Source organism: Croceibacterium ferulae, from assembly GCF_003660445.1.
In the GTDB taxonomy this organism is placed as follows: domain Bacteria; phylum Pseudomonadota; class Alphaproteobacteria; order Sphingomonadales; family Sphingomonadaceae; genus Croceibacterium; species Croceibacterium ferulae.
Genome location: NZ_QZVQ01000001.1, coordinates 86,072 through 111,498, shown reverse-complemented (window position 1 = coordinate 111,498; position 25,427 = coordinate 86,072). Strand labels below are relative to the sequence as shown.

General features: G+C 66.3%; 23 protein-coding genes. 8 read left to right on the top strand and 15 right to left on the bottom strand.

Annotation, left to right across the window (positions count from 1 at the left end):
* Positions 1-23: 23 nt before the first annotated feature.
* From D5S08_RS00460 to rpsF, 8 genes are all read right to left on the bottom strand, one after another.
* Positions 24-1,334, bottom strand: coding sequence for an ATP-binding protein (locus D5S08_RS00460; protein ID WP_121114436.1), 1,311 nt, complete (start codon positions 1,332-1,334; stop codon positions 24-26).
* Positions 1,322-3,820: a PAS domain-containing protein gene (locus D5S08_RS17055; protein ID WP_121114434.1), complete on the bottom strand. Its 2,499-nt coding sequence runs from the start codon at positions 3,818-3,820 to the stop codon at positions 1,322-1,324. Before D5S08_RS17055 ends, D5S08_RS00460 begins: the two co-directional genes overlap by 13 nt.
* 92 nt (positions 3,821-3,912) lie before the next feature.
* Positions 3,913-4,596 (bottom strand): Fe2+-dependent dioxygenase, encoded by a 684-nt coding sequence (locus tag D5S08_RS00450; protein ID WP_121114432.1) that lies wholly within the window; start codon positions 4,594-4,596, stop codon positions 3,913-3,915.
* A gap of 6 nt (positions 4,597-4,602) precedes the next feature.
* A complete protein-coding gene (locus D5S08_RS00445) occupies positions 4,603-5,331 on the bottom strand; it encodes an energy transducer TonB (protein ID WP_121114430.1) in 729 nt (242 codons plus the stop codon).
* Positions 5,332-5,407: 76 nt separating this feature from the next.
* Positions 5,408-7,753, bottom strand: coding sequence for a TonB-dependent receptor (locus tag D5S08_RS00440; RefSeq protein ID WP_121114428.1), 2,346 nt, complete (start codon positions 7,751-7,753; stop codon positions 5,408-5,410).
* A 157-nt stretch (positions 7,754-7,910) separates the two neighbouring features.
* A complete protein-coding gene (gene rplI, locus D5S08_RS00435) occupies positions 7,911-8,528 on the bottom strand; it encodes a 50S ribosomal protein L9 (RefSeq protein WP_121114426.1) in 618 nt (205 codons plus the stop codon).
* A 13-nt stretch (positions 8,529-8,541) separates the two neighbouring features.
* On the bottom strand, positions 8,542-8,766 hold the full coding sequence (rpsR, locus tag D5S08_RS00430) for a 30S ribosomal protein S18 (protein ID WP_039094270.1): 225 nt from the start codon (positions 8,764-8,766) through the stop codon (positions 8,542-8,544).
* Positions 8,766-9,122 carry a 30S ribosomal protein S6 gene (gene rpsF / locus D5S08_RS00425; RefSeq protein ID WP_039094272.1) on the bottom strand — a complete coding sequence of 119 codons (357 nt, stop codon included), beginning with the start codon at positions 9,120-9,122 and terminating at the stop codon, positions 8,766-8,768. The genes rpsR and rpsF overlap by 1 nt, the downstream gene beginning before the upstream one ends.
* 230 nt (positions 9,123-9,352) lie before the next feature.
* On the opposite strand from rpsF, the gene D5S08_RS00420 reads away from it, so the two are divergent.
* Positions 9,353-10,291 carry a DUF808 domain-containing protein gene (locus D5S08_RS00420; RefSeq protein ID WP_121114539.1) on the top strand — a complete coding sequence of 313 codons (939 nt, stop codon included), beginning with the start codon at positions 9,353-9,355 and terminating at the stop codon, positions 10,289-10,291.
* A 16-nt stretch (positions 10,292-10,307) separates the two neighbouring features.
* Here the strand turns inward: D5S08_RS00420 and lexA are convergent, their stop codons facing one another.
* The 3 genes from lexA to moaC all read right to left on the bottom strand — a co-directional run bounded on the left by lexA (position 10,308) and on the right by moaC (position 12,756).
* The gene (gene lexA / locus D5S08_RS00415) at positions 10,308-11,012 is read right to left on the bottom strand and encodes a transcriptional repressor LexA (RefSeq protein ID WP_121114424.1); all 705 of its coding nucleotides are present in this window, start codon (positions 11,010-11,012) and stop codon (positions 10,308-10,310) included.
* Positions 11,013-11,086: 74 nt separating this feature from the next.
* Complete coding sequence (locus tag D5S08_RS00410) at positions 11,087-12,271, bottom strand: molybdopterin molybdotransferase MoeA (protein ID WP_121114422.1); 1,185 nt, start codon at positions 12,269-12,271, stop codon at positions 11,087-11,089.
* Entirely contained in the window at positions 12,268-12,756 is a 489-nt protein-coding gene (moaC, locus tag D5S08_RS00405; RefSeq protein WP_121114420.1) for a cyclic pyranopterin monophosphate synthase MoaC, read from the bottom strand. Before moaC ends, D5S08_RS00410 begins: the two co-directional genes overlap by 4 nt.
* Positions 12,757-13,248: 492 nt before the next feature.
* Here moaC and D5S08_RS16310 point away from each other — a divergent pair, with 492 nt between their 5' ends.
* Complete coding sequence (locus D5S08_RS16310; protein ID WP_126665459.1) at positions 13,249-13,719, top strand: hypothetical protein; 471 nt, start codon at positions 13,249-13,251, stop codon at positions 13,717-13,719.
* Positions 13,720-14,075: 356 nt separating this feature from the next.
* Here D5S08_RS16310 and D5S08_RS16305 read toward each other — a convergent pair whose 3' ends face one another.
* A complete protein-coding gene (locus D5S08_RS16305) occupies positions 14,076-14,258 on the bottom strand; it encodes a hypothetical protein (protein WP_126665458.1) in 183 nt (60 codons plus the stop codon).
* A 320-nt stretch (positions 14,259-14,578) separates the two neighbouring features.
* Between D5S08_RS16305 and D5S08_RS00400 the strand changes: the two genes are divergently transcribed.
* Both D5S08_RS00400 and D5S08_RS00395 read left to right on the top strand, forming a co-directional pair.
* Positions 14,579-15,547: a methyltransferase gene (locus tag D5S08_RS00400; protein ID WP_162301890.1), complete on the top strand. Its 969-nt coding sequence runs from the start codon at positions 14,579-14,581 to the stop codon at positions 15,545-15,547.
* Positions 15,548-15,600: 53 nt separating this feature from the next.
* Positions 15,601-16,800, top strand: a complete 1,200-nt coding sequence (locus D5S08_RS00395) for a dicarboxylate/amino acid:cation symporter (RefSeq protein WP_121114416.1) — start codon at positions 15,601-15,603, stop codon at positions 16,798-16,800.
* Here the strand turns inward: D5S08_RS00395 and D5S08_RS00390 are convergent.
* Both D5S08_RS00390 and D5S08_RS00385 read right to left on the bottom strand, forming a co-directional pair.
* Entirely contained in the window at positions 16,782-17,750 is a 969-nt protein-coding gene (locus D5S08_RS00390) for a TIGR03885 family FMN-dependent LLM class oxidoreductase (RefSeq protein WP_121114414.1), read from the bottom strand. The genes D5S08_RS00395 and D5S08_RS00390 overlap by 19 nt on opposite strands.
* Positions 17,747-18,058: a hypothetical protein gene (locus tag D5S08_RS00385; protein ID WP_126665457.1), complete on the bottom strand. Its 312-nt coding sequence runs from the start codon at positions 18,056-18,058 to the stop codon at positions 17,747-17,749. The genes D5S08_RS00390 and D5S08_RS00385 overlap by 4 nt, the downstream gene beginning before the upstream one ends.
* A 263-nt stretch (positions 18,059-18,321) precedes the next feature.
* Here D5S08_RS00385 and D5S08_RS00380 point away from each other — a divergent pair, with 263 nt between their 5' ends.
* The 4 genes from D5S08_RS00380 (at position 18,322) to D5S08_RS00365 (ending at position 22,614) form a co-directional block, all read left to right on the top strand.
* Entirely contained in the window at positions 18,322-18,891 is a 570-nt protein-coding gene (locus D5S08_RS00380) for a peptidase S14 (RefSeq protein WP_121114410.1), read from the top strand.
* A 78-nt stretch (positions 18,892-18,969) separates the two neighbouring features.
* Positions 18,970-20,814 (top strand): M61 family metallopeptidase, encoded by a 1,845-nt coding sequence (locus D5S08_RS00375; protein WP_162301889.1) that lies wholly within the window; start codon positions 18,970-18,972, stop codon positions 20,812-20,814.
* Positions 20,815-21,018: 204 nt separating this feature from the next.
* The gene (locus tag D5S08_RS00370) at positions 21,019-21,267 is read left to right on the top strand and encodes a glutaredoxin domain-containing protein (RefSeq protein WP_121114406.1); all 249 of its coding nucleotides are present in this window, start codon (positions 21,019-21,021) and stop codon (positions 21,265-21,267) included.
* 384 nt (positions 21,268-21,651) lie between these two features.
* Positions 21,652-22,614 carry a cation diffusion facilitator family transporter gene (locus D5S08_RS00365; RefSeq protein WP_121114404.1) on the top strand — a complete coding sequence of 321 codons (963 nt, stop codon included), beginning with the start codon at positions 21,652-21,654 and terminating at the stop codon, positions 22,612-22,614.
* 91 nt (positions 22,615-22,705) lie between these two features.
* On the opposite strand, the gene D5S08_RS00360 is transcribed toward D5S08_RS00365, so the two are convergent.
* On the bottom strand, positions 22,706-25,036 hold the full coding sequence (locus D5S08_RS00360) for an FdhF/YdeP family oxidoreductase (protein ID WP_121114402.1): 2,331 nt from the start codon (positions 25,034-25,036) through the stop codon (positions 22,706-22,708).
* Between the last annotated feature and the right edge of the window lie 391 nt (positions 25,037-25,427).

Here is a 25,427-nt window from a genome sequence, read left to right as displayed (position 1 = left end):
CGGTCCCGCCGCACACGTTGAAGTCAGGCGCCGTCGGCGATGCTGGCGGCCAGGTCGGCCTGGCGAAACGGCTTGACCAGCCGCGGCAGGTCGGCGGCGATGCCATCCGCCTCGGCATAGCCGGACACGATCAGCACGCGTGTGGCGGGCAGACGGGCCAGCACGTCGCGCGCCAGGTCGGTACCGGTCTTGCCGGGCATCAGGTGGTCGGTCACCAGCAGATCGGGTTTCAGCCCGTTCTGCACCAGCTCCCACGCATGTTCCGCCGAGTCCGCTTCCGTGATGTGGTACCCCAGATCGGCGAGCATGTCGGCCGTGCTGGCGCGCACGAATTCCTCGTCATCCACCACCAGCGCGGTTCCGGCCTGCATGGTCGGCGCGGCGTCCTCCACCCGGTCGGCCATTTCGGGGCTGATCGTGGTGGCCGGCAGCCATAGCTGGACATCGGTGCCCAGGCCCGGCCGGCTCTCGATCGTCAACGCCCCGCCCAGCTGCGCGGCCAGGCCGTGGACCATCGACAGGCCAAGTCCGGTGCCCTGACCGATGCCCTTCGTGGAATAGAATGGCTCCACCGCCCGCCGCAGCGTCTCGGCATCCATGCCGATCCCGCTATCCGCGACCGACAGGCGCACATAACGGCCCGGCTTCAGCCCGGTCGGATGGCCGTCCTTCACCTGCACCTGGCGCGCCGTGATGCTCAGCCGGCCGCCATCGGGCATCGCGTCGCGGGCATTCACGCTCAGGTTCAGGATCGCCATTTCCAGCTGGTTCTGGTCCGCCAGCGCGGCGGGCAGGTCGTCGGCCACATCCATGGCGACCCGTGTCTGTGGGCCGGACGTGCTGGCGACCAGATCCGCCATGCCGCCGACCAGCGCAGCGATGTCCACGGCGCGCGGCTGCAGCGGTTGCCGCCGGGCAAAGGCCAGCAGCCGCTGCACCAGCGTCTTGGCCCGCTCGGCCGATTGCAGCGCGCCGCCGATCAGGCGCTGCTCCCGCTCCCCGCCCACGCCCTTGCGTTGCAGGATGTCGAGGCTGCCGATGATCGGCGTCAGCAGATTGTTGAAGTCATGCGCCACGCCGCCCGTCAGGCTGCCCATCGCCTCCATCTTCTGGCTCTGGCGCAACGCCTCCTGCGCGGCGAGCAGCTCCTGCTCCGCGCGCAGGCGTTCGGAAATGTCCTTGGCCAGATAGAACGCGCCGACGATCATGCCATCCTCGTCGCGCATGGGGGTGTAGTTGATCTCCCAGCAGGGCAGGGCGCATTCCGCGCGGCCGAACACCTCCACCGCGGTGAAACGTTCGCCGGTCAGCGCGCGGGCCATCAGCGCCTGCATCGCCTCGCGCTGGCCCGGCTCGAACAGGTCGGCAGCACATCGCCCAGCACGGCATCGAAGCCGTTCGCGCGCCTGAACTCGGCCGCGTGTGCCGGATTGAAGGCGATGATCCGGAACTCGGTATCGAACGCGCAGATGGGGGAGGTGGTCGCCTCGATGATGTCGCGGCTGAAGCGCAGCTCGGCCGTACGCTCCGCCACCTGGTTTTCCAGCTCGTCGTTCAGCTTCAGCAGCAAACGTTCGGACTGCTTGCGCGCGGTGATGTCGTTGAACAGGATGGCGACCTGGTGCTGTCCCGGCGTGCCGATGCGATAGGCGTGCACGTCGAACCAGCGGCCCATGGGGGCGGCGTGGTTTTCGAACCGGGCGGGTTCCCCTGTGGCGGCCACGCGGCCATAGGTGTCGAACCAGTGCTGCTCGAGATCCGGGATCGCCTCCCGCACCCACAGGCCCAGCAGGCCATCCATGCCGGTCTGCCGCTTGAAGGCCGGGTTCATCTCCAGCAGGCGGTAGTCCAATGGGGTGCCGGCAGCATCGAACTTCACTTCGGCGATGGTGAAGCCGGCGTCGACCGCCTCGAACAGCGTGCGGTACCGATCCTCGCTCTCGCGCAGCCGGGCTTCCGCACCGATCCGCTGCACATGCGCCCAACAGCGTTCCACCGCTGCCTCGACCAGTGCGACCTCATCTTCCCGCCAGTCGCGCGGCCGGTCTTGGTGCACGGCCATCATCGCCACCAGCCGCCCATCCTTCACCAGCGGACAGCAGATGATCGCGTCGATGCCGATGGACCGGAACATGTCCTGCCCATCGCCCGCCGCAAGTTCGCGCAGCACGTCGCGCACCACCAGCGTATGCCCGCCATGCATGTTGGCCACGGCCCGCGACCCGAACAGGTCCAGGCTGTAGATCCCGGTGGAACTGGCAATGCCGGGCGCGGTATAATCGTTGCGGATGATGAACCGGTCACTGTCGGCATCGACATCCGCATAGGCGCACCGCGACGCGTCCAGCTGCCGGGCCAGCAGCGCCGCCGCCGCCGCCATCGCTGCCGGTGCGTCGGTTGCATTCTGCAGCCCCTCATCCAGCGTGCGCAGGAAGCGCAGGCGGGCCTCGCTCTGCCGCAGGGCCTGGCTGGCCTGCTTGCGGGTGGTCACGTCGATCGCGGTGCCGACCACGCGCAGGCACCGCCCGTCGGCTGCGAAGATGCCGCGCCCCTTGGCCGCGACCCAGCGGATCAGTCCGTCCTCCTTGCCGATCGTGCGATATTCCACGTCGTACAGGGTGCGCTGGCCCGGGTCGCAGGCGCTGGCAAAGGCGGCGGTGGTGGCGGCGCGGTCGTCCGGATGCACCCCTTCCACGAAATCGCGCATGGATACCGGCACGTCGGCCGAGATACCGAACATCCGCTTCACGACCGGCGGCCAGATCAGCACGTCCTCCAGGATGTCGACATCCCAGAAGCCGACCTCAGCCGCCTCCGTGGCCAACCGCAACCGTTCCTCGCTGATGGCCAGGGCAGCGCGGCTTTGCTGCCGTTCGGTCATGTCCAGCATCGCGCCGATCATCCGCGTGGCACGGCCGTTGCCGCCGCGGATCACATGGCCGCGATCCAGGATGCTGGCATAGCTGCCATCGGCCCGCCGGAACCGGTACTCGTCCGACCAGCTGTCGGCGCCGCCGTCGATCGCTGCATGGATGCTTGTGTCTATCCGGGCGCGGTCATCGGGGTGGATGTGCGCGATCCACCAGTCCCCGGTCGGCTCCACCTCCGCCAGCCGGTACCCGTGGCTTTCCTCCAGCGCGGCATTCCAGGTGACGTGATTGGTTGCGAAGTCCCAGTCCCACACGGCATCGTTCGTCGCCCGCGCGGCAAGGCGGTAACGCTGCTCGATCTGCCGCAGCGCGTCCTGCGAATGGCCGTGCTGCCTGGTGATGGCCGTGAACGCATCGGCACGGTGCGCCTGTTCCGCCAGCGCGCGCCGCAGTTCCAGCTGCGTCATGACCTGCCGGGCCAGCACCTCCAGCACCAGTTGCTGGTGCGGCGTGATGCCATCCGGCCGAGGCGCGCGATCCAGCACGCAGACCGTGCCGACCGGCAGGCCGGCAGGGCTGCGCAGCAGGGCGCCGGCATAGAAACGCAGCCCGTGTGGCGCGGTGACCAGCGGGTTGGACGCGAAGCGTTCGTCCGCCTGCAGATCCGGCACGACGGTCAGGTCACCCCCTTCCAGGGCATGGGCGCAGATCGAGAGTTCGAGCGGAAGCTCGCGCGTGCCGATCCCCCGCTCCGCCTTGAACCACTGCCGGTCGCGCGCGACCAGGTTTATGACCGCGATCGGTGCCGCGAACGTGTCCGTCGCCAGCCGCACAAGATCGTCGAACTCCGCCTCTGCCGAGGTGTCGAGGACGGCATAGGCCTCCAGCGCTGCAACGCGCTCGTCCTCGGACCATGATGGTCCACCGGTGTCGCGGGGAGAAAGTGGCATTGATGGTGTCTCGATCGAAGCGGTGGGGCTGCACTTAGCAGAGGTGGTCCGCTCGCAAACGCTTATCCCGCGCTTTTGGTGTCAGCGCCGGGTCACCCCTCGGCCCAGCGTCGCAGCAGGTTGTGGTACACACCCGTCAGCCGGATCACCGCGGCGTCGCCTTGCCCGTTGGCCGCCGCCAGATCCTGCACCGACCGGTCAAGATCGAACAGAATGGCGCGCGCCGCATCGTCGCGGATCATGGACTGGATCCAGAAGAAGCTCGCCACCCGCCGTCCGCGCGTGACCGGCTCCACCCGGTGCAGCGAGGAGGAGGGGTAGAGCACCGCATGGCCGGCCGGCAGCTTCACCTGCTGGACGCCGAAATTGGTCTCCACGGTCAGCTCGCCGCCCTCGTAGCTGGCGGGGTCTTCCAGGAACACGGTCATCGACAGGTCGGACCGTACGCGCAGGCCGGTGCCGGCATGGATGCGGATGGCATTGTCCACATGCGTGCCGAACAGCTGCCCGCCTTCATAGGCGTTGAACAGGGGCGGGAAGATCACCTGCGGCAGGGCGGCGGCGATGAACAGCGGATTTGCGCCCAGCGCCCCCAGCACGATCTGCCCGGCCTGCTGCGCCGCCGCGCTGCCTTCGGGCAGCTGGCAGTTCTTCTTGGCCAGGGCGGATTGCGGGCCGGAGGTGACGTTGCCGTCGACCCATTCGCCCGCGTCCATCAGAGCGCGGACCTGCGCCAGCCGCGCCGCATCCAGCAGATCGGGGATCGCGATCAGCATGGCGGATCAGGTCAGCTGGAACGGAATGGCGACCACGCCCCGCACCTTTACCGGTGTGCCAGCCTGCACCGTCGGCTCCCATCGCCAGCGCCGCACCGCGCTCAGCGCCGCATCGTCCAGCCGTTCGAAGCCGCTGCTGCGGTGCACGGCGATCGTCTCCACCGAACCGTCCGTGTCCAGCGTCAGCAACAGCTCCACCGTCCCCTGTTCGCGCCGGCGGCGGCTCTGCACCGGGTAGCGGGGCGGCGGGGCTGACAGGATGCGGGCGCCGAGATCGCCGCTCTGCGCCGCCGCCGGCTGCGCGGGCGGGGCGGGGGCGGGTTCCGCCGGCTGGGCGGCAGGCGCGGCGGGTGCCGCCTGCGGCACCGCTGCCGGCTGCGCCATGGCCGGGGCGATGGCGATCGCCGGTCGGACCACCGCCACCGGCACCCTCGGCGGGAGAATGGCGGTTTCCAGCCGGCGCGGCTGCGTGGGGGAGGGCGGCGGGACCTGCTCCGGCTCCGGCTGCTCCGCCTTGCTGCCGGGGGTCAGGTTCACCGCGACGATGCGGGCACTCTCCTGATGCGTGGCCCGGATGCCCAAGCCCAGCAAGGCCAGCGCGAAGACGACATGGACCGCCGCCGTCGCGCCTATGGCCGCGAGGCGAGGGCGGGGACTGCTGCCATACCTTGCCGGAGGTGGCAGCGGCCCCCAATCTGCCCCGCAGGCCATGCTATCGGTGCGTTGCAGCAGCATGGCCCACCTTCTCGATGCAAACGGTGCGAAGCTCAAGCACTAACATGCAATCACCTCGCAATAGTAATTGAGTGCATCAATAGCTGTAGCTCAGCGTCAGCACCGCGGACCGGCCTTCGCCCGGCGTGGCCCAGCCATTGTTGCGGATGCCGGTGAAGTACCGCTCCTCGAACACGTTCTGCACATTCAGCTGCGCCGCCAGCCCATTGTCCATGGTGTAGGCAAGATAGAACCGGTGCGTCATCCAGTCGTCGGACCTGATGAACGGCGTCGCCGTGTTCGTCAGCAGGAAGCTGCCCTGATAGGTGAAGCCGTATCCCACCTGGAGGCCGAAGGGCAGGGTATAGGTGGTGAACAGGCTGCCGGAATGTTCGGGCGTGTTGGTCAGCGGGTTGCCCGCCTGCAGGTCGGTCAGCGGGCAGGTCACGGCATTGCCGCCGGTCGGCGGGGTATAGCTGGTGCCCGGGTTGGCCAGGCAGTAATTGGAGACCGACTGCAGCACCTGGCTGTCCAGATAGGTGTAGTTGGCGAACACCGTCCATTCCGGCGTGATCCGCCCCGCCGCGCCCAGCGCCACGCCGTTCACCCGGTTGCGGCCGTCATTCACCTGCAGATTGCCGATCGCCGGATCGTTGCTGGTGACGGGATAGTTGGTGCGTTCGTTGCGGAACAGGGCGGCGGTCAGCTGCAGCCCGGCATCGAACAGGTCCACCTTGCCGCCGATCTCGTAATTGACCGCTTCCTGCGGGTTTACACCGCACGGCTCCGCGCCGATCAGGATCTGCTCCGCATTCGCTGCGCCGCAGCCCCCGCGCACGGAGGCGGAGGTTGGCGTGCGGCTGTTGCCATAGGCGGCGTACAGGCTGGCATTCGGCACCGGCTTGAAGACCGCGCCGATGCGATAGCTGAACAGATTGTCCTCGCTCTCCTGCACCGCGCCCGGCGTGATGGCGCCAGCGGTGCTGACGGTATCGCTGCGGAAGCGTGCGTCGTTCCGTTCCCAGCGGATGCCGCCATTGATCTCGAACTGTTCGCCCAGTTCGACCGCGTCGAACAGGTAGAGCGCCACATTGCTGGTGGTGCCTCGCTGCCGGCCGGTGCGCACGAAGTTCACCGGGCCGCCATAGATCGCATCCGGATCGGCGATGTTGATCGGCGGCAGCGCCGGGTTGGGCGTGACGCCGCCGGGATTGCGCAGCGAGTTGCCGTTGTCGAGCCGGTAATCCTCGCTGGTATAGGCAAGGCCAAGCGTCACATTGTGCTGCACTCCGCCCGTGTCGAACGAGGCCATCAGGTCCAGCTGGTTGTGCAGCAGTTCCGTTTCGGTGAACCGGGTCGTGCCGCGCGGGCCGGAGGGGTAGTAGGTGCCGGGGATCTGGCCCGCCTCGCAGGCCGCGCCCGTCGGCAGGCTACCGCTGGCCAGGCAATAGGCGCCCTGGGGCGGATTGACGACGATGTCGGCATCGATGTGGCTGAGGCGGAACAGGTTGCGCACCGACAGCACGTCGCTGAACTGGTGCTCCACGATCGCCGTGGCCAGGTCGATCGTCTGGTCCTGGCGGTCGACATCCCTGTAGCCGTAATAACCCCCGTAATCGGCGCCCGGCAGCAGGCCGCCCAGCGCGCTGTAATAGGGCACGCCATAGACGGGCGTATTCTCGTCCTCCTGGTGCTGGTACAGCAGCGTCAGGCTGGTCGGGCCGTCGATCCCGAAGGTGACGGACGGGGCGACGCCCCACCGCTCCGCGCTTTCGAAATCGCGATCGGCGAACTCGTTGTGGTGCACCATCGCGTTCAGCCGGACGGCGATGTTCTCGGCCACCCGCACATTGCTGTCGATCGTGCCGCGATAATATTCATCGGTGCCGATGCCGCCGGACACGATCGTCAGATCGTCGGCGCGCGGCCGCTTGGTGATCAGGTTGATCGTGCCGCCGATCGAGCCCGACCCGGCATAGACCGAATTGGCCCCGTTCACGACCTCGATCTGTTCCAGATTGAACGTGTCGGACCGGTTGTACTGCGCGCTGTCACGCACGCCGTCGATCTGCAGGTCGTTGTTGGCGCTCTGCCCCCGCAGGTTGATGCTGTCGCCATAGCCGCCGCCACCTTCGCCCGCGCCGAAGGTGATGCCGGGGATGGTGGTCAGCGCCTCACGCAGCGTCAGCAGGTTCTGCTGGCGCAGGGTGGTGTTGCTCAGCACCGTGATGGTCTGCGGAATGTCGAGCAGCGGCTGCGTGTATTTGGGGGATTCCGCTTCTTCCACCTTCACGACCTCGTCATCGATGGCGGTGCTGGTGACTGTGGCGGAGCCGAGACGCTGCGGCTGTTCGCCTTGCTGCGCCTGTGCGCCAGTGCTGAAGGCGAAGGCGCTGACGCAGCCGAGCGCCAGGTATGACGGGATAGTTCGTATTGCAGACATGAGACCCCCAAGCAAAGCTGAAGGCGCGCTACTACGAGTGACTCGCAACTGCAACAGTGTTTCTGCGAGTGGCTCGCATTATTTCCGGACAAGAGAAAGGGCGCGGAACCTGCTGGTCCCGCGCCCTTTCGAAAGGTCCGGCGATGAAGCCTGGCGCTTACTGCACGGCTTCTTCCCCGTTGGTCGGAATCTCGTCCTCGTCGTCGCTCGGCAGTTCGCCCAGCTCGCGGTTGGGATCGTAGGCTTCGGTGAAGCCTTCGCCCTCGCCACGATCTTCCTCGAACATGCGGGCCATGACGTCGACGCCCTGGCTCTGCAGTTCGGCCTCATCCGCCGAACGCGCCACGTTGACCTTCACCGTCACGCGCACTTCAGGGTGCAAGGCGATCGTGATGTCGAACATGCCCAGCGTCTTGATGGGCGTCGGCATCACGACCTGGCGCTTGTCCACATCGTGACCCTGTTCCACCAGCGCCACGGCGATGTCGCGGGCGCTGACCGAACCGTACAGCTGGCCGGAATTTGACGATGCGCGGATCAGGACCACCTGGGCCCCGTCCACGGTCTGGCCGAACTTCTCGGCCTCGCCACGGCGTTCCGCGTTCTCGGTCACCAGCCGTTCCCGGTTGGCTTCGAACACGCGCTTGTTGTTGTCGTTGGCGCGCAGCGCCTTCTTCTGCGGCAGCAGGAAGTTGCGGGCGTAGCCGTCCTTGACGGTCACGACGTCGCCGATGGCGCCGAGCTTCTCGATCCGTTCGAGCAGGATGATATCCATGGTCGTCCGCTCCTTACTTCACGACATAGGGCAGCAGGCCCAGATGGCGGGCGCGCTTGATCGCCTTGGCCAGCTCGCGCTGCTTCTTGCCGCTGACGGCAGTGATACGGCTGGGCACGATCTTGCCACGCTCGGACATGAAGCCTTGCAGCAGGCGCGTGTCCTTGTAGTCGATCGCGGGGGCGTCCTTGGCCGAGAACGGGCAGGACTTGCGGCGGCGGAAAAACGGACGGGCCATCAGTTGCTATCCCCACGGCGCTTGCGGTCGCGCTCGACCTTGCGCAGCTGCGCAGACGGGCCTTCCTCGTGCTCTTCAACGGCGATGGTGATCCAGCGGATCACGTCTTCGTTGATGCGGTTCTGGCGCTCCAGTTCCATGACCATGGCGCCCGGACCCTCGAGGTTGAGGAGCACGAAATGCGCCTTGCGGTTACGGTCGATCTTGTATGCCAGGGACTTCAGGCCCCAGCTCTCGGTCTTGACGACCTTGCCCTCGTTCGCTTCCACGATCTCCGTGATCGAGGCGGCGAGCGCATCGACCTGAGCCTGGCTCAGATCCTGACGCGCGAGGAACACATGCTCGTAAAGAGCCATGTCAACGCTTCCTTTCACTTCCTGCCGATCGCTGGCTGTCCGCCATGCGCGTGACACGCGCTGGCATCGGCCCCTCCGGCTTTCTGCTGACCCATCGCGGCGCGGTTCGCCGGCGCGGGAAGCGGCGGCCTTAGCCGAACGCGGCCACAATGCAAGCGCGCTGATCCGCTCGCTCCCGGCCGGCGATCTGCTACGCACCGGCTTTCGCGAATCTGTGACGGAGAATGCCTGTGCCCGGTGGATTGGTCGCCTTGCTGGACGATGTGGCGGTGATCGCCAGAGTTGCGGCCTCCTCCCTGGACGATGTGGGCGTGGCCGCGGCCAAGGCGGGCAGCAAGGCGGCGGGCGTGGTGATCGACGATGCGGCGGTGACCCCGTCCTACGTCACCGGCTTCACGCCTGATCGCGAACTGCCGGTGATCGCGCGCATCGCCAAGGGCAGCCTGATCAACAAGCTGGTGTTCCTGCTGCCCGGCGCCCTGCTGCTGAGCGAGCTGCTGCCCGCCGCGATCACCTGGCTGCTGCTGGCTGGCGGGCTCTACCTCGCTTACGAGGGCGCCGAGAAAGTGATGGAGAAGCTGGGCGGCGCCAAGCATGGCGAGACGCTGGAGGATCCTATCGAGGATCCCGTCGCCTTCGAGAAGGCCCGGGTGAGCGGCGCGGTGCGCACCGACCTGATCCTGTCGGCGGAGATCATGGCGATCGCCCTGGCCGAGGTGGCGGACCAGACGCTGGTGACCCGCGGGGTCACGCTGGCGCTGGTGGGGATCGTGATCACGGTGGTGGTCTATGGCGTGGTGGCGCTGATCGTGAAGATGGATGATGTCGGGCTGCACCTGACCAAGCGGGACAGTGCCGGCGCACAGAGCCTGGGCCGCGGGCTGCTGCTGGCCATGCCGCGGGTGCTGGTGGCGCTGTCGGTCATCGGCACGATCGCCATGCTGTGGGTCGGCGGCGGGATCGTTTTGCATTCGGGCGAGGTGCTGGGCATTCCCGGTCCGGCGCACCTGGCGCATGATGCGGAGCACTGGCTGGCGGCGCATGGCGGCGCGGGTGGCGGCGTGCTCGGCTGGCTTGGCTATGCCGGCATTTCCGCAATCGTCGGCCTGGTACTGGGCACGGTCATCGCGCTGTTCCTGCACAAGGTGCTGAAGGTGGGCGCGCACTGAGGCGCGCCCGCCCGGGTCAATTATACCGGCGCAGCAGCCCCGCCAGCTTGCCCTGCACCAGCACATCGCCGGCGGGGTAGAGCTGCGGGTCGTAGGCGGCGTTGGCGGGGTCGAGCCGGACCATACCGCCCTTCTCGCGCCAGAGATATTTCAGCGTCGCTTCCTCCCCCCGGATCAGGGCGACCACGATCTCCCCGTCGCGCGCATCGTCGGTGCGCTTCACCAGGGCGTAGTCGCCATCCAGGATGCCGGCCTCCACCATGGAATCGCCGGACACCTCCAGCGCATAATGCTCGCCCGCGCCGAGCAGGGCAGCGGGGACGGGCAGGACCTGGTGGTCCTCCATCGCCTCGATCGGGAGGCCGGCGGCGATGCGGCCGTGCAGGGGCACCTCCACCACATCATTGGCCGGCGGCGGCACGAGGCGCGGGGTGCGCGCGGACACCACATCCTTGGCCGGAGCGCGATCGTTTGCCGCGACAACAGGGGGGGTGACACGGGTGACATTGTCCGGCTGCCGCAGAACTTCCAGCGCGCGCGCCCGGTTGGGCAGGCGGCGGATGAACTGGCGTTCCTCCAGCGCGGAGATCAGGCGGTGCACGCCGGACTTGCTGCGCAGGTCCAGGGCTTCCTTCATCTCCTCGAACGAAGGCGAGATGCCGGTCGCCTCCAGCCGCTGCTGGATGAACTGGAGCAGTTCGTGCTGCTTGGCGGTGAGCATCGGGCGCCTTTCCCACATTTGACCGGCCGTTTCGTGAACGGATAAGGAACAAGTAGGCAACTCGCGCCGCATCGTCAAGCGAGCAGGTGCACCGCCACCATCTCGCCCGCACGGGCGGCCACGCTGCCGGCCGGCCGGCGGATCAGCGCGTCGCTGCCGGCCAGGGACAGCAGCGCGCTGCTGTCCTGTTCGGACGCGGGCAGCACGCCAGCGTCGGTCAGCCGGGCACGGACGAACTCCGTCCGGGTGCCCGCCGCCGGCAGCGGCGCGGCGAGCGGCAGGTGCAGGCTGCGCGGCAGCGGATCGGCTGCCCCGGCCAGCGCACGCAGCAGCGGCAGCAGGAACAGCACGGCGGTGACGTAGCTCGACACCGGATTGCCCGGCAGGCCGATGATCCACTGGGGGCCGCGCCGCGCGACCAGCAGCGGCTTGCCCGGGCGGATCGCCACGCGCCAGAAGGCGATCTGCGCACCCCAGGCTTCCAGCGCCGGGCGGATCAGGTCGTGATCGCCGACGGAGGCACCGCCACTGGTGACCAGCACGTCGGCATCCTCCGCCCCGGCCAGGGCCGCGGCCAGCGCCTCCAGCGTATCCGCCACCGGCCCGATGCGGGTGATCGCGCCGGCATGGGGCGCGGCCATGGCGGCGAGCATGGCGCCGTTGCTGGCTGGGATCTGGTGCGGGGCGCAGGCGGCAGGGTCGCGGGCCAGTTCGTCCCCGCTGTCGAGCACCGCCAGCCGCGGCAGGCGGCCGACGGGCAGGGTGGCGTGACCGGCGGAGAGCGCCAGCGCGATCTGGCCGGCGCCGATCCTGGTGCCGGCGGGCAGCAGCGGGGTACCGGCGGCGAAGTCGAACCCGGCGCGGCGGATATGGCGGGGGCTGCACGCCCCGTCGGCCAGCAGGGTCAGGCTGTCGCCATCACGTGCGGCCTCCTCCTGCAGCAGCACGGCGCTGGCATCGGCGGGCAGCAGCGCGCCGGTGGCGATGCGCACGGCCTGCCCCGGCGCAAGCGGACCACCGAACGGGCGGCCCGCGGCGCTGCGGCCGATCACGGACCACGGCCCGGCGAGATCGTCACCGCGCATGGCATAGCCATCCATGGCGGACAGATCGGCGGCGGGCTGGGTGCGGCGAGCCACCAGCGGGGCGGCCAGGTGGCGGCCCGCGGCAGCTTCGGTGGCGACCTCTTCCATATTCAGCGGAGTGACGCCGGAAAGCAGCCGGTGCTGCGCCTCCTCCAGCGGGATCGGCGGGGTCATGCGGGCATGTCCGGGGCCGCGCGCCAGTGGCCGCTCTTGCCGCCGGTCTTCTCCAGCAGGCGGACCCCGTCGATCACCATGCCCTTGTCGATCGCTTTCGCCATGTCGTAGATCGTCAGCAGGGCGATCGAGGCGGCGGTCATCGCCTCCATCTCCACGCCCGTCCTGCCGGTGAGCGAGGCGCGGGCGGTGACCGCCAGCGTGCAGTCATCGACGAAGGCGAAGTCCACGCTGACACTATCCAGCGCCAGCGGATGGCATAGCGGGATCAGCTCGCCCGTGCGCTTGGCCGCCATGATGCCGGCGATGCGCGCGGCGGCAAGGACGTCCCCCTTCGGCCCGCTACCGTCGCGAATGGCGGCCAGCGCCTCTGTCGACATGCGAATGCGGCCGGTGGCGGTGGCGGAGCGTGCGGTCTGCGCCTTGCCGCCGACATCGACCATCCGCGCGGCGCCGGTCTCGTCCAGATGGGTGAGGCCGGTCATCGGACGACCCCGCCGGCATTGGGGGGTGACACAGGTGACACTGTGCAGGGAGTTGCTTGAACACGGAGGAGAAGCTGTGGCGTTGCCCCCGTCCTGCTGGCCGGATTCCGGTCGCCGGCTGGATATCGTACCGGGGCGAAGTTGACACAACTGACACTGTTCACGCGGCGGGTGGACGGGGCCGGGAAGAGGGCACCTGTGCGGCGGTGCAGAGGGGCGGCAGGGAGGCGGGAAGGCGAGATCATCCCGGCTTCATGGCACAGGGCAGCGGTGTAGGACAGGCCCGGGCCGAGCGGGAAGTCGGGAAGGGCGGATGGGTCGCGTTCACGCTTGTCGTTCGTCCGGCGCTGGTTGTGCGAGCACTTGCGCAAGGGCGCCAAATGCGGCCTGGCGGAGATCGTCTTGCGACAGGGTGAGGGTCAGCGATCCCGGTGGCCGTGAAGGGTGGAGAGCGGACATTGCGACGAAGCGCAAGTAAGCTAAGACAGTGACGTGGATGATGAAGCGCACCTGCTAGACAAGTACAAGCAAGCCCTTCAGGGTATCTCGGTTTCGCACGCTTGGCGTGGACATGGATCTGCAATCTTTCTTGAGTTTGGCAAGCTGACGCCGAAGCTCCGAGAGGATGGAACAACCGGCAATCCCGACGGGGAACTCTCGTTGATGATCGAGTGGAGCTGGCGGATTGAAGAAGCAGACTACATCGCTTGCGGGAGTAGCAGCGAGGAAAAGGTCTGGAGACCTTGGCTAGCGAAACTGATCGGTAAGGTAGTGCTGGATGTGACTTTATTTGGGCGGCTACCGGAACTTATGCTAACGCTTACCGATGATCTTTATCTTTCTTCCTTCATGACCGCCGAAGGTCATCCCGAGTGGGCCTTGATAGATCATCGGAACGGAGGGCTGCCAGCACTTGTAAGCTTGCACGGTCGCATAGGATCTGAAGACGAACTTTCCCCTTAGTCACGAATGCGCAGAGAAAGCGCGCTAGTGTCTGCTATGGGGCGAACTGTTCGTCAGGGGGCGCCCGGGTGATTGTGCCGGGCCTAAGTGGCCGCCGCATCGCATCTGCTGCCCGTTTGTCCGACCTCGACGATCGCGCATGAGTGGCCCGCACTGCGCTGAATGGCCGTGCAAGACAGCTTTGATCTGCATGTGATCAAAGCCCGCTGCCGAGTTGCCGCATTTGACCTGGAGAGCCGATGCGGCAACACAACCGGACATGTCGCCCAAGCGGCCTTCGCCCCAACTGACGCGAAAAGCTGGCGGGCCCGCGCTGCTATGGGTCAAGTCGTCGGCGGCGCCGTATTACATAGGTTTCAGTCCTCCGTTCCAGCATCTGCCGAACCATCTTCCTTGTCTGGAGATTTCTTCTTGGAAGATGAGGGCTTGCCCCGGCCGTTATTGCCGCCGCCGCGACCGGTTCCGGTGCTGCCGACTGCGCCATCGCCGCCTTTGGTGGTGACTGCGCCCGGGTTACCGCCTGCACCCTTTACTGCCATGTTCATTCTCCTCTGTTCAGATGCAAAGACTCCCTTGCTTCGATGCGAACCTGCCCATCGGGTTCGAGTTCCGAAGAACATGGAGTAACCCAATAGAAAAGGTGAGCGCTTTGCGAGGCGCACAGGTCATCTCAATCGGTTGGCACATCGGCTAATAACAAATGACATCATGAAGCCGCCCGCTGGACCATGATTTGCAGAATGACTGTTATCATAGATTAACTATGTTCGATAAATATCAACTTAGGAACGGGTGCAATCAGCCACCGTTCGCCAGAAAGATCTGGCTTAAAGGGAGGAATGCATTGTCCCCTCGTCCTGTGACCACGAAGGAGCTGGCGTTTCAGGAGGGCGGCGATCGCCGACAGGCACTGCTGGCGCTGCTTCGGGAACTCGACGCAACAGGATACGAATTTGTCACCGCGACGCCGAGCACGCATGCCCGCGTGATCTCCCGCCCCGATCGGCATCTGGCAAGGTCGCTGCGCGACGTACTTGGCTGGAGCCTGCCGTTCACCACGAACATCGTTGCCGCCGAAATCCTCCACCTGATGGATGCAGCCGGGGTGATCGAGCAGCGGAGCGACGGCCTGTTGTCGAGCAGCGTGCGGGTGTCCTCTGCCAGGGGCACCTTGTTTCTGCATTCGGCATACCCGACGGTGGAGCAGGACGCGGTGTTCTTCGGTCCGGACAGCCACCGCTTTGCCGACCTGATCGTGGCCCGCTCGCCCGCTCTGGCGCCGGGCGCCCGCATCCTCGATTATGCGGCAGGCACCGGGGTCGGCGGCATCACGGCTGCAACATCGCAGCCGCAGGCCCAGCTGACCCTTGCGGACATCAATCCCAAGGCGTTGTTCCTGGCGTCCATCAATGCGGAACATGCCGGCTTGCAGGCCCAGACCATACAGGCGACCACCCCCGCCGATCTGCCGGACACCTTCGACCTGATCGTGACGCATCCACCCTTCATGATCGATACCGAAAGCCGGGCCTATCGCGATGGCGGCGACCTCTACGGCGCCCGGCTGTCGCTTGACTGGGTGGTGGCCGGCGCCAGGAAGCTGGCGCCCGGCGGCCGGCTGATCCTGCATACCGGCGTGTCGATCGTGGACGGCCAGGATGTGCTGCGCCCGCATCTGGAGCAGGCGCTGCCGGGGCTCGGCTGCTCCTTGTGGTACCATGAACTGGACCCCGACATCTTCGGCGATGAACTCGACAAGCCCGCTTATGCCGATGTCGAACGGATCGCGGCGGTCGGTGCGTGCGTGACAAGGATCGACGAACGGTGAGCCCCGGGACCAGGCGCCTTTGACCGGTCTGTCCGCCCGCATCCCTTTTCGCGCTGATCCTCGGCCTGGTTGCCGGAGCGCTTCTTGCAGGCAGCGCCGCGGATGCGTCGATCCTGCTTGTCGCCAGCCCGGTGGGCAAGCTGTGGCTTGATGCCCTGACGATGACGGTCGTGCCGCTGGTGTTTTCGTTGCTGGTGACGGGCGTGATATCGGCGGCGGACAGCGCGGCCGGCGGACGAGCGGCACCACGGGCGCTGACGTTGTTCGTGGTCCTGCTGCCGGCGGTCTGCCTGTTCAGCGCCCTGCTGACGCCGCTGGCGCTGGAGGTCTGGCCGGTACCTGCAGGCGCGGTTTCGTTGCAGCTTGCAGGCGGGGAGAGCCCGGTCATCGCATCCGCCGCAGACTGGCTGGAGAACATCATTCCCGCCAACCCGCTGAAGGCCGCCGCCGACACCGCGATGGTGCCGCTGGTCCTGTTCGCGCTGCTGTTCGGACTGGCCGCAAGCCGGATCGAGCCGGAGCTGCGGGCCAGCATCCAGACCTTTTTCCGGGCGATCGTCCAGGCGATGCTCAAAATCGTGCACTGGGTGCTGCTGGTGGCGCCGCTTGGCGTGTTCGCCCTGGCGTATGCGGTCGGATCACGGACCGGCATGGGCGCGGCAGGCACGCTGCTGCACTACGTGGCGTTCGTGGCGAGCGCCTGCATCATCACGGCCCTGCTTGCCTGTGTGATCGCGGCCCTGGCCGGGCGGATGTCGCCGCTGGCTTTCGCCCGCGCCGCGCTTCCGGCGCAGGTGGTGGCGGCCAGTACCCAGTCATCGCTCGCCTCGCTTCCTGCCATGATCGAGGCGGCCGGCCCGTTGCAGGTGGACCGCCAGGTCGCCGGCGTGGTGCTGCCGCTGGCCGTTGCGATCTTCCGCGCTGCCAGCGCCGCCGCCAATGTCACGGTGGCGGTCTACCTGGCGCAGCTGCATGGCATGTCACTGACCGCTGCCGACCTGATCGCCGGCGCGTTCGTGGCCGCGGCCGTCAGCATCGCGGCCGTCGGCCTGCCCGCGCAGGTCTCGTTCTTCGCGATCATCGGACCGGTCTGCCTCGCGATGGGCGTGCCGATCCAGCTGCTGCCGCTGCTGCTGGCGGTGGAGACCATTCCGGACATCTTCCGCACGATCGGCGATGTCACGGCGGATCTGGCGGTCGTGCGGCTGGTGGCGGGTCGGCCGAAGGCGGAAGCTCAGCCGGTCCGCAGCTGAGGGAGGACGTGGCTGCCGAATGCGTCGATGAAGGCGGCCTGGTTGCTGCCGACATTGTGCAGGATCAGCGCGTCCAGTCCGGCCTCGGCATATTCGTTCAGCCAGGCGGCGTGGCGCTGCAGGTCGGTGGACACCCGTACCGAGCGGTCGAGGTCCTCGGGCCCGAGCAGCCGCGCCACTTCGTCGAATTGCGCAGGCGTGGGGATTTCCCACACGACCTGCCCCTGCACCAAGTTGGTGCCCCATTGCCGGAACGCGTCCTCGCGCATCTCCGGCTCCGAGGGGCCCCATGCCAGCTTCGCCTGCGCCAGCACCGGCTTGCCGTCGCCACCGCCTTCGCGGAATGCCGCGATGATCGCGCGCAGCTGGGCAGGTGGCCCGCCGGCCACGGTGATCATGCCGTCTGCCCAGCTCCCCAGCCAGCGCGCAGTCCCGGGCGTGGTCGCCGCGCCGATTGCCAAGGGTGGCCGCCCGGGTCTGGTATAGAGCTTCGCTTCCTGAACGGTGACCCGCCCCAGATGGGTCACCGTCTCGCCAGCCCACAGCGCCCGCATGATGGCGACGCATTCCTGCAGCAGGGCCTGACGCTCCTGCTTCTGTGGCCAGGGTTGCCCGGTAATGGCTTCGTTCAGCCGCTGCCCCGTGCCGACGGCCATCGACAGCCGGTCCGGGTACATGGTCGCCAGCGTGGCGCCAGCCTGTGCCAGGATGGCGGGATGGTAGCGATAGCCGGGTGCCGAAACGGTGCAGAAGGGGATATGCGTGCGCTCCATCGCCGCGCCCAGCCACGACCAGACGAAGCCCGACTGCCCCTGCTGCTCGCCCCATGGATGAAAGTGGTCCGAGGCTGTCGCGCAGGTGAAGCCGGCCTGCTCGGCCTGCACGACCCGGTCCAGCAATTCGCGCGGGCCGAACTGTTCATGCGAGCAATGATAGCCGTAGCGCGTCATCGGCCGGCCGGCCCGGTCACGCCCGGTTGTTCGAGGTGCGGCTCGGTCCAGAACGGGACGCCGGGCGTGCCCGCAGCCTCGCCCGCACAATCCACCTGGATGCCACCATCACAGACCGTCACCCGGACAGCCCCGCCGAACGTAGCAAGATCGATCTCGAAGGCACATCCGGGCATGACCTTGGCATCGCCTGCCGCAAGGTCGCCGATGATCTGCAAGGACCTGGAACCTTCGTTCCGCAACAGCAGGACACGTGACGGGTGCCCTTCCGGACCAGAAGCGAAAGGCTTGGTGGCGGTGTCGTTCACGACCTTGATCAAGTTACGGGTCTCCGCGGACTATGCTTGCGAAAGCGGCCGCGGACAGATGCCGCTGCCACCTTCTTCAATGCGGCAGGTGCCTGCATGTTCCTACGCCCCGTATTAAGTGATGATCTTGGCCGACATGCTGATAGATGTTATAAATACATGTTCTGTCCAACCGACCACATGACATTTGATCATTTAGAAACCACCTTGTGGGGGGTGGGTTAGGACGTTTCCTTTGGCGCAGTATTACACCGAGAACTCTCATGACCGAAACCGTGCTAGAACCGCACGACTTCAAGGAGCCGGCGATCACTTTGACCGGCCCTGTCGATCAAGTGATGTATTCGAACTTTCGCGACCAGTTGAGTTACTCCCCAGACACCGGCCTGTGTGTCGTCGAGCTGTCGACATTGGGCGGCGATCCGGAAATCGCCCGCCTGATGGGGGAGGATGTGCGCTTCAACAGCGATCTCTACCCCAACCGACGAATAGTTTTTCTAGGAAAAGCAGCGATCTACTCGGCCGGGACGACCTTCATGAGCTTCTTCGCCCGAAGCAACCGCTATCTCACCCGCGGAACCCGGCTGATGGTCCATGAGCGGCTGATGTCGTCCTCGCTCCAGCTGGATGGCCCGCTCACCACCTGCATCGCCTCGGTCCAGGCCAAGCTGAACGAGCTGGAGGCGTCCATCGCCATCCAGAACGAAGGGTTTGCCTCCCTTGTGCTCGGGTCGCAGGTCTCGCTGGAGGACGTGCTTCGCCGCGCGACCTCCAACTGGTACGTGGAAGCCAACGAAGCTGCCGAGCTCGGGCTGATCGAGGCAGTGATCTAGATGCCGCGATCCGCCATGCCTGTATCCGGCCATTCCCCATCCCCTGAAGCGCATGGCCGGAGCTGAACAATGTGCCGCTTGCCTCAACCGCTGCCGCAGCCTGATCCCGTCATCGCGCCGCAGGACACCGACTATCCTGGTGTGATCACGCTGACGGTCGACGCGACGGACACCGAACGCCGCATCTTCAACGCGTGCGAGACGATCCCGGTGGAGCGGGGAGGGCCATTGTGCCTGCTCTACCCGCAATGGTTGCCCGGCTATCATGCCCCGCAGGCGCAGATCGAGCTGGTTGCCGGGTTCAGCTTCACCGCGGCGGGCCAGGATCTTGCGTGGCGGCGGCACCCAACCGAAGTCTATGCCCTGTTCGTCGATGTGCCGGACGGTTGCGCCGAGATCGAGGCCCGCTTCCAGTTCCTTTCGCCGACCAGCACATCGCAAGGGCGCGTCGTCGTCGCACCTGACCTGCTGAACCTGGAATGGAACATGGTCGTGCTGTACCCTGCCGGGCACTTCGCGCGCCGCATCCAGGTGAGGCCGACCTTGCAGCTGCCGGACGGATGGCAGGCGGGCTGCGCCTTGGAGCTGGCGAACCGGACTGGCGGCACCTGGGAGTTCGAGACCGTGCCGCTGGACATCCTGGTCGACTCACCGGTTTTTGCGGGCAGGCATTTCCGCCGGATCGACCTGGACGAGGGCGGCACAGTGCGACTGAACATCGTCGCGGACGAACCCGAGCAACTCGCAGCGACGGAGGAGCAGATCGCGCCGCATCGCGAACTCGTCCGGCAGGCGGATCGGCTGTTCGGCGCGAGGCATTTCGACCATTTCGACGTGCTGCTGGCGTTAAGCGATCAGATCGCCGGCAAGGGCGTCGAGCATCACCGGTCATGCGAGGCGGTGAGTGTGCCCGATTATTTCACCGGCTGGGATGCGAGCTTCGTGCGCCGGGACACGATCCCGCATGAGTACATCCACAGCTGGAACGGCAAGTACCGGCGGGGCGCGGACTCCTGGACCCCGTCCTTCGACCAGCCGATCCGCAACAGCCTGATGTGGGTCTATGAAGGGCAGACCCAGTACTGGGACCGGGTGCTCTCCGCCCGATCGGGACTGTGGCAGAGCGACCATGCCCTGCAGGCGCTCGCCCATATGGCAGCGACCCAGGATGTGCGGGAAGGAAGCCGCTGGCGGCCGGTCAGCGATACCACGCGCGACCCGATCATCGCGGCACGCACCGCGCTGCCGTGGCCCAGCTGGCAGCGAAGCGAGGATTATTATGTCGAAGGCGCGCTGATCTGGCTGGATGTCGATACCCGCATCCGCGAAGCCACTGGCGAGGAGCGATCGCTGGACGACTTCGCCCGTGTCTTCTTCGGGCAGGATGATGGTGACCAGATCACCAGCACCTACACCTTCGAGGATGTGGTCGGCACGCTGAACAGCCTGGCGCCCTTCGACTGGGCTGCGTTCTTCGACGACAAGCTCCATCGCACGACCGGCGTGGCCCCGCTTGCCGGCATCGAGCGTGGAGGGTACCGGCTCGTCTATCAGGACAGCCCGAGTGCATATGAAGGCGGTATGGAGGCTGTCTACGGCAGCACCAATCTGCTGTTCTCGATCGGGCTGTCCCTGTCCTCGGACGGCACGATCAACGAGGTGCTGTGGGGAAGCCCGGCCTTCGACGCGGCCCTGATTGCCGGCGCCCGGATCCTGGGCGTGAACGGGAGCACCTACAACTCTGGCGAGATCAAGCGGGCGGTTGGCCGCACGTCGGAAGGGCAGCCGCTCAACTTGCTGGTGAAGGCGGGCAAGCGGCAGCGGGAGGTACAACTGGCTTATGCAGGGGGGCACCGGTACCCGCACCTCGAACCAGTCGAGGGAACGCTGCGGCGCCTCGACGAGATCCTGCGGCCGCTATAGGGATTGCTGTGCCGGCACCGACACAAGCGGGTGGTGAGCTCCTCCGGATGCGATGGTGGTTCCATGACCCGGGCGGCGTTGCCGACGCGATTGTATGGGTTGCGCTGCATCCGTCCACGCCCGGCGGCTGTGACCTGCATCAGGAACGCCTCAAGAGCTCGCTCGCTGTAGCGACGTGGGCACTCATGTCCGAGGAGAAGGCCGATGTCCGACGACAATCTTGCAACTCTCTATCGTATGGTACTGCCCGATCATACCTGTCCATTTGGCATCCGCGCCAAGCAGATGCTGGAGGAGGGTGGCTTCCAGGTCGACGACATGATCCTGCGCTCTCGCGAGGAGGTGGACGCGTTTGAGGAAGAGCAGGGTGTTGAAACCACCCCGCAGATCTTCATCAGTGGCAAGCGTGTCGGCGGCAGCGATGATCTCGAGCGCTACCTGCGACAGCGTTGAACGGGTGACGCGTCGAGCATCTCGCGGCGATGCTCGACTGGTTCGTGGCGGCACCTGTCCTTCAGCACCGACCAGCATAGAGGTCCCCTTGCGGTGTGCCGATCAGTCACCGGACCTGGAGTGCAACATCTAGTTTAGCTTCGGAGCAATCGGGGGCGTGAACGCGTTAGCGGCAACATCATGGGAGGCGTTCATGCAGCTGACGATCAATGGAACCGCACACGACCTCACCGGCGCGGCATGCGGGTGCGCAGCATCCGCTGACCGTAAACAGGTTGCCGGCAGGGCTGCCCTGACCCTGAAGGTGGTGGGAAGCCTGCTCCGCGCAGTTCCCCGCGGCTTGCACGGCCAGCGTGCCCCGGCGAACGGAGATCACGCAAGATCATGACGAAATCCATCGGCAGTGCGATCCGGGCCAACATCGTTCTGTTCGGAGCGCTGTTTGCCAATATCGGCATCGCTGTTGCCAAGTTCGTGGCGGCCGGGCTGACCGGATCCTCCTCCATGCTGTCGGAGGGGTTCCACTCGCTGGTGGACAGCGCCAACCAGATCCTGCTGCTCTACGGCCAGCGCCGCGCCCGCCAGCCACCCGACGCGCAGCATCCGTTTGGCTATGGACGGGAGCTGTATTTCTGGGCCTTCGTCGTCGCTATCCTGATCTTCGCGCTCGGCTCCGGCATCTCGATCTACGAAGGCTGGCAGCACATCGCCGCGCCAGAGCCACTGAGCGATCCCACCGTGAACTATGTGGTGCTGGGGATCGCCTTCCTGATGGAAGGTACCTCCTTCGGCATCGCGGTGCGGGAATTCGCCGCGAACAGGGGCAGGGCCGGCTGGTGGCAGGCCATAAAGGCATCAAAGGACCCGGCCAGCTTCGTCGTCCTGTTCGAGGACTCCGCCGCGCTTGCCGGGTTGGTCGTGGCCGGGATCGGCATCTGGGCAAGCCATGCCCTTGGCGACCCGCGCATCGACGGATTGGCCTCCATCGTCATTGGCAGCATACTTGCCGGCGTAGCAATCCTGCTGGCGCGCGAGGCGAAGGGCCTTCTGATCGGCGAGAGCGCGGATCTGCAGGTGACCAACCGCGTCAGGTCGATGGTCGCCGCCCGGCCCGAGGTGTCGAGCGTCAACCATGTGCGCACGATCCACACCGCGCCCAATGCGGTTTTCGTGGCCATCAGCGCCGATTTCGCCGATCGCCTGACCATGGGCGAAGGCGAGGCGTTGATCGAACAGATAGAGGATGAACTGCGTGGCGAGTTCCCGCAGCTCTCCTCGATCTACCTGCGGCCGGAGAAGCGCGAGAACGCCGTCGTGACTTGGCCGGGGCAGCCGACGCCGAGCTGACCTGCTTCGGTCTGCTTGGTTCACGGTCGGAGGGCGAGTAGTCTGGTGATCCCGTCAAGGACTGCCAGATCATCCCGATTGCCGATATCCGCTATACCGTACCGAGTTCCAGCTGCGGTTCGAGGATGTCCGGGCCATCCGCATGGACGGTGACCGGAATGGATTTGGCTGCCGGGGTCTTGCTGCCGGCAGCATAATGCCACACCGGCATCAGCACGTTACACTCAGGGTAATAACCGCCGATGCAGCCGATCGGAATGTCGTAGGCAACCACCAGCATATTTGACAGGTGACGGTCGACACCGTCATCCGCCACCGTTCTCAAGGTGACCGCCTGACCAACCTTCAGCCCGCGCCGGTCGATGTCCGACCGGTTCATCAGGACCACCTGCCGGGCGTTGTTGATGCCTCGAAAACGATCATCATACCCGTACACCGTAGTATTGAACTGGTCGTTGCTGCGCAGCGTCATCAGCCGCAGCACGTCATGCCCGACGGCAGGCATGTCCAGATCCTCTTCCAGCGCGGTTGGCGTCACGAAGTTGGCGCGGCCGGTATCCGTGTGCCAGTCGCGCTTCTTCGCGGGCAATGGTCGCTGGAAGCCGCCGGGTTCCCACATGCGACGCTCATAGTCCCAGAACGTATCCGGCAGCGTTTCGCCGATCTCGCGCCGGATCTCCGCATAATCGTTCATGTAGTCGTCCCAGCGCATCTTCGGGTTGGGGTCGAGCACGCGCTTGGCCAATTCGCAGATCAGTCGCATTTCGCTGATCAGGTGCGGCGAGGCCGGCGTGCGCAGACCGCGATTGCCATGGATGCAGCCCGAAGTGTCCTCCATCGACAGCACCTGCTGGCCAGCCGCCGTCTCGTCGATCTCCAGCCGCCCGATCACCGGCAGGATGTAGCTGATCTCGCCCGGCAGCAGCGCACTGCGGTTGAGCTTGGTAATGACGTTCACGGTCAGCCGCAGCGTGCGCCAGGCCGGCTCCATCTGGCCGTGGTCCGGGATCGCCCGAACGAAGTTGCCGCCCAGCATGATGAACGCCTCGACCTCGCCCTTGAGCACGGCCTCGCAGGTTTCCACGGTGTTGTAGCCGGGCTCGCGGGGCGGTTCGAAGCCGAACTGCTCTCCCAGCCGGTCCAGGGGAAACAGCTCCGGCTTCTCGGTCACCCCCATCGTCCGCTGTCCCTGGACGTTGGAATGGCCGCGCACGGGGCAAATGCCGGCGCCCTCGCGCCCGATATTTCCGCGCATCAACAGAAGGTTCACCAGCAGCCGGATCGTTTCCACGCCCGCCTGGTGCTGGGTCAGGCCCATGCCATAGATGGCGATGGCGGACTTCGCGCGGCCATAGACCAGCGCGGTCGCCTCCATGTCAGCGCGGTGAAGACCCGAGCGGCGCTCCAGCTCGTCCCAGTCCTGCGCGCGCGCCCAGTTGGCGAACTGGTCGAAGCCGTGCGTGTGCTCGGCGATGAACGCCTCGTCCAGCACGGGTTCGCCACCTGTGGCGAGAGCCTCGTCGTGCATTGCCAGCACCGCCTTGCAGATGCCGGTCAGCGCGGCGAGATCGCCGCCGGCCTTGACCTGGTGATATTGCGAGCTGATCCGCGTGGCCTTGCCCGTCAGCATCTCGGTCGGCGATTGCGGGTTGAGGAAGCGCTCCAGCCCACGTTCGCGCAAGGGATTGTAAGTGATGATCGGCACGCCGCGGCGGCTCGCTTCCTGGAGCGGGTGCAGCATGCGCGGCGAGTTGCTGCCGGGATTCTGGCCGAAGAACATGATGCAGTCGGTTTTGGCAAAGTCCCCCAGATCGACCGATCCGACCGCCTGTCCGATGCTCTGCGGCAGCGCCACCGAGGTCGTCTCGTGGCACATGTTGGAGCTGTCGGGCAGGTTGTTGTTGCCGTAGGCGCGGGCAAGCAGCTGATACAGGTAGCTGGCCTCGTTCGAGAGCCGGCCCGAGCTGTAGAAGACGGTGCCCTTCTGCTTGTTCTTTACCGCGCGCAACTCGCGGGCGATCTCGTCCATCGCATGGCCCCAGGAAACCGGCACGTATTTGTCTGTGGCCGCATCGTAGCGGAGCGGATGGGTGAGGCGCCCGGGCTGCTCCAGATTGTAGTCGTCGTGCTCGCGCAGTTCGGTAACGGTATGCTGGGCGAAGAATTCCGGGGTGCAGCGATGCGCGGTGAGCTCCCAGGCGACCGCCTTGACCCCGTTCTCGCAATATTCGAGCGGCAGGGGACTTGCCGGTTTGACCCACGCACAGCTGTTGCACTGATAACCGTCAACCTTGTTGTGGCGGGTGAGCGCCACCGGCGCGCTGGCCAGCACGCCCTCACGGCGCAGGATGTTGCCGACCGAGCGGGCGGAACCCCAGCCGCCGGCCGGCAGGCGATAGGGCTTGTACTCGGGCTTTTTCAACGGCCTAACTCCACGTGATCTCGCGAGGAGAAACACCCCCGAGAACACAAGGTTGCACGGGAGAGGCAATCCAGCGAATTGTTCGGTTTGCTGAGTTGCGGGAGCTTTCGATGGTTGTTGACCGGGATTACATGCTGAAGCAGCAGAGCGGCCCGTCGCCACCGAAGCTGTTCCTGGACACGAAGGTGGTCCCCGCTGTGGTCAACGCGCTAGGAAGTGTGGAGGTAGGCCTCGCCCGTGCCTCGGCGCGCACGGGCGTTAGTGCAACAGGGATCCTCGCCGGCGCTGGAGCGCTGGGTTTCGTCGGGATCGCGTGCCTGCTGATCCGTGGGAGATCGGGTCCCCTCTAGCGCGTGCCGCTGCCGCCGGTCGACTGCCATGATCGGGGACG

Bases quoted from the DNA above. Each gene is read 5' to 3' on its own strand.
- D5S08_RS00460 (WP_121114436.1), bottom strand. From the start codon at position 1,334: ATGCAGGCGCTGATGGCCCGCGCGCTGACCGGCGAACGTTTCACCGCG.
- D5S08_RS17055 (WP_121114434.1), bottom strand. From the start codon at position 3,820: ATGCCACTTTCTCCCCGCGACACCGGTGGACCATCATGGTCCGAGGAC.
- D5S08_RS00450 (WP_121114432.1), bottom strand. From the start codon at position 4,596: ATGCTGATCGCGATCCCCGATCTGCTGGATGCGGCGCGGCTGGCGCAG.
- D5S08_RS00445 (WP_121114430.1), bottom strand. From the start codon at position 5,331: ATGCTGCTGCAACGCACCGATAGCATGGCCTGCGGGGCAGATTGGGGG.
- D5S08_RS00440 (WP_121114428.1), bottom strand. From the start codon at position 7,753: ATGTCTGCAATACGAACTATCCCGTCATACCTGGCGCTCGGCTGCGTC.
- rplI (WP_121114426.1), bottom strand. From the start codon at position 8,528: ATGGATATCATCCTGCTCGAACGGATCGAGAAGCTCGGCGCCATCGGC.
- rpsR (WP_039094270.1), bottom strand. From the start codon at position 8,766: ATGGCCCGTCCGTTTTTCCGCCGCCGCAAGTCCTGCCCGTTCTCGGCC.
- rpsF (WP_039094272.1), bottom strand. From the start codon at position 9,122: ATGGCTCTTTACGAGCATGTGTTCCTCGCGCGTCAGGATCTGAGCCAG.
- lexA (WP_121114424.1), bottom strand. From the start codon at position 11,012: ATGCTCACCGCCAAGCAGCACGAACTGCTCCAGTTCATCCAGCAGCGG.
- D5S08_RS00410 (WP_121114422.1), bottom strand. From the start codon at position 12,271: ATGACCCCGCCGATCCCGCTGGAGGAGGCGCAGCACCGGCTGCTTTCC.
- moaC (WP_121114420.1), bottom strand. From the start codon at position 12,756: ATGACCGGCCTCACCCATCTGGACGAGACCGGCGCCGCGCGGATGGTC.
- D5S08_RS16305 (WP_126665458.1), bottom strand. From the start codon at position 14,258: ATGGCAGTAAAGGGTGCAGGCGGTAACCCGGGCGCAGTCACCACCAAA.
- D5S08_RS00390 (WP_121114414.1), bottom strand. From the start codon at position 17,750: ATGACGCGCTACGGCTATCATTGCTCGCATGAACAGTTCGGCCCGCGC.
- D5S08_RS00380 (WP_121114410.1), top strand. From the start codon at position 18,322: ATGACCGAAACCGTGCTAGAACCGCACGACTTCAAGGAGCCGGCGATC.
- D5S08_RS00370 (WP_121114406.1), top strand. From the start codon at position 21,019: ATGTCCGACGACAATCTTGCAACTCTCTATCGTATGGTACTGCCCGAT.
- D5S08_RS00365 (WP_121114404.1), top strand. From the start codon at position 21,652: ATGACGAAATCCATCGGCAGTGCGATCCGGGCCAACATCGTTCTGTTC.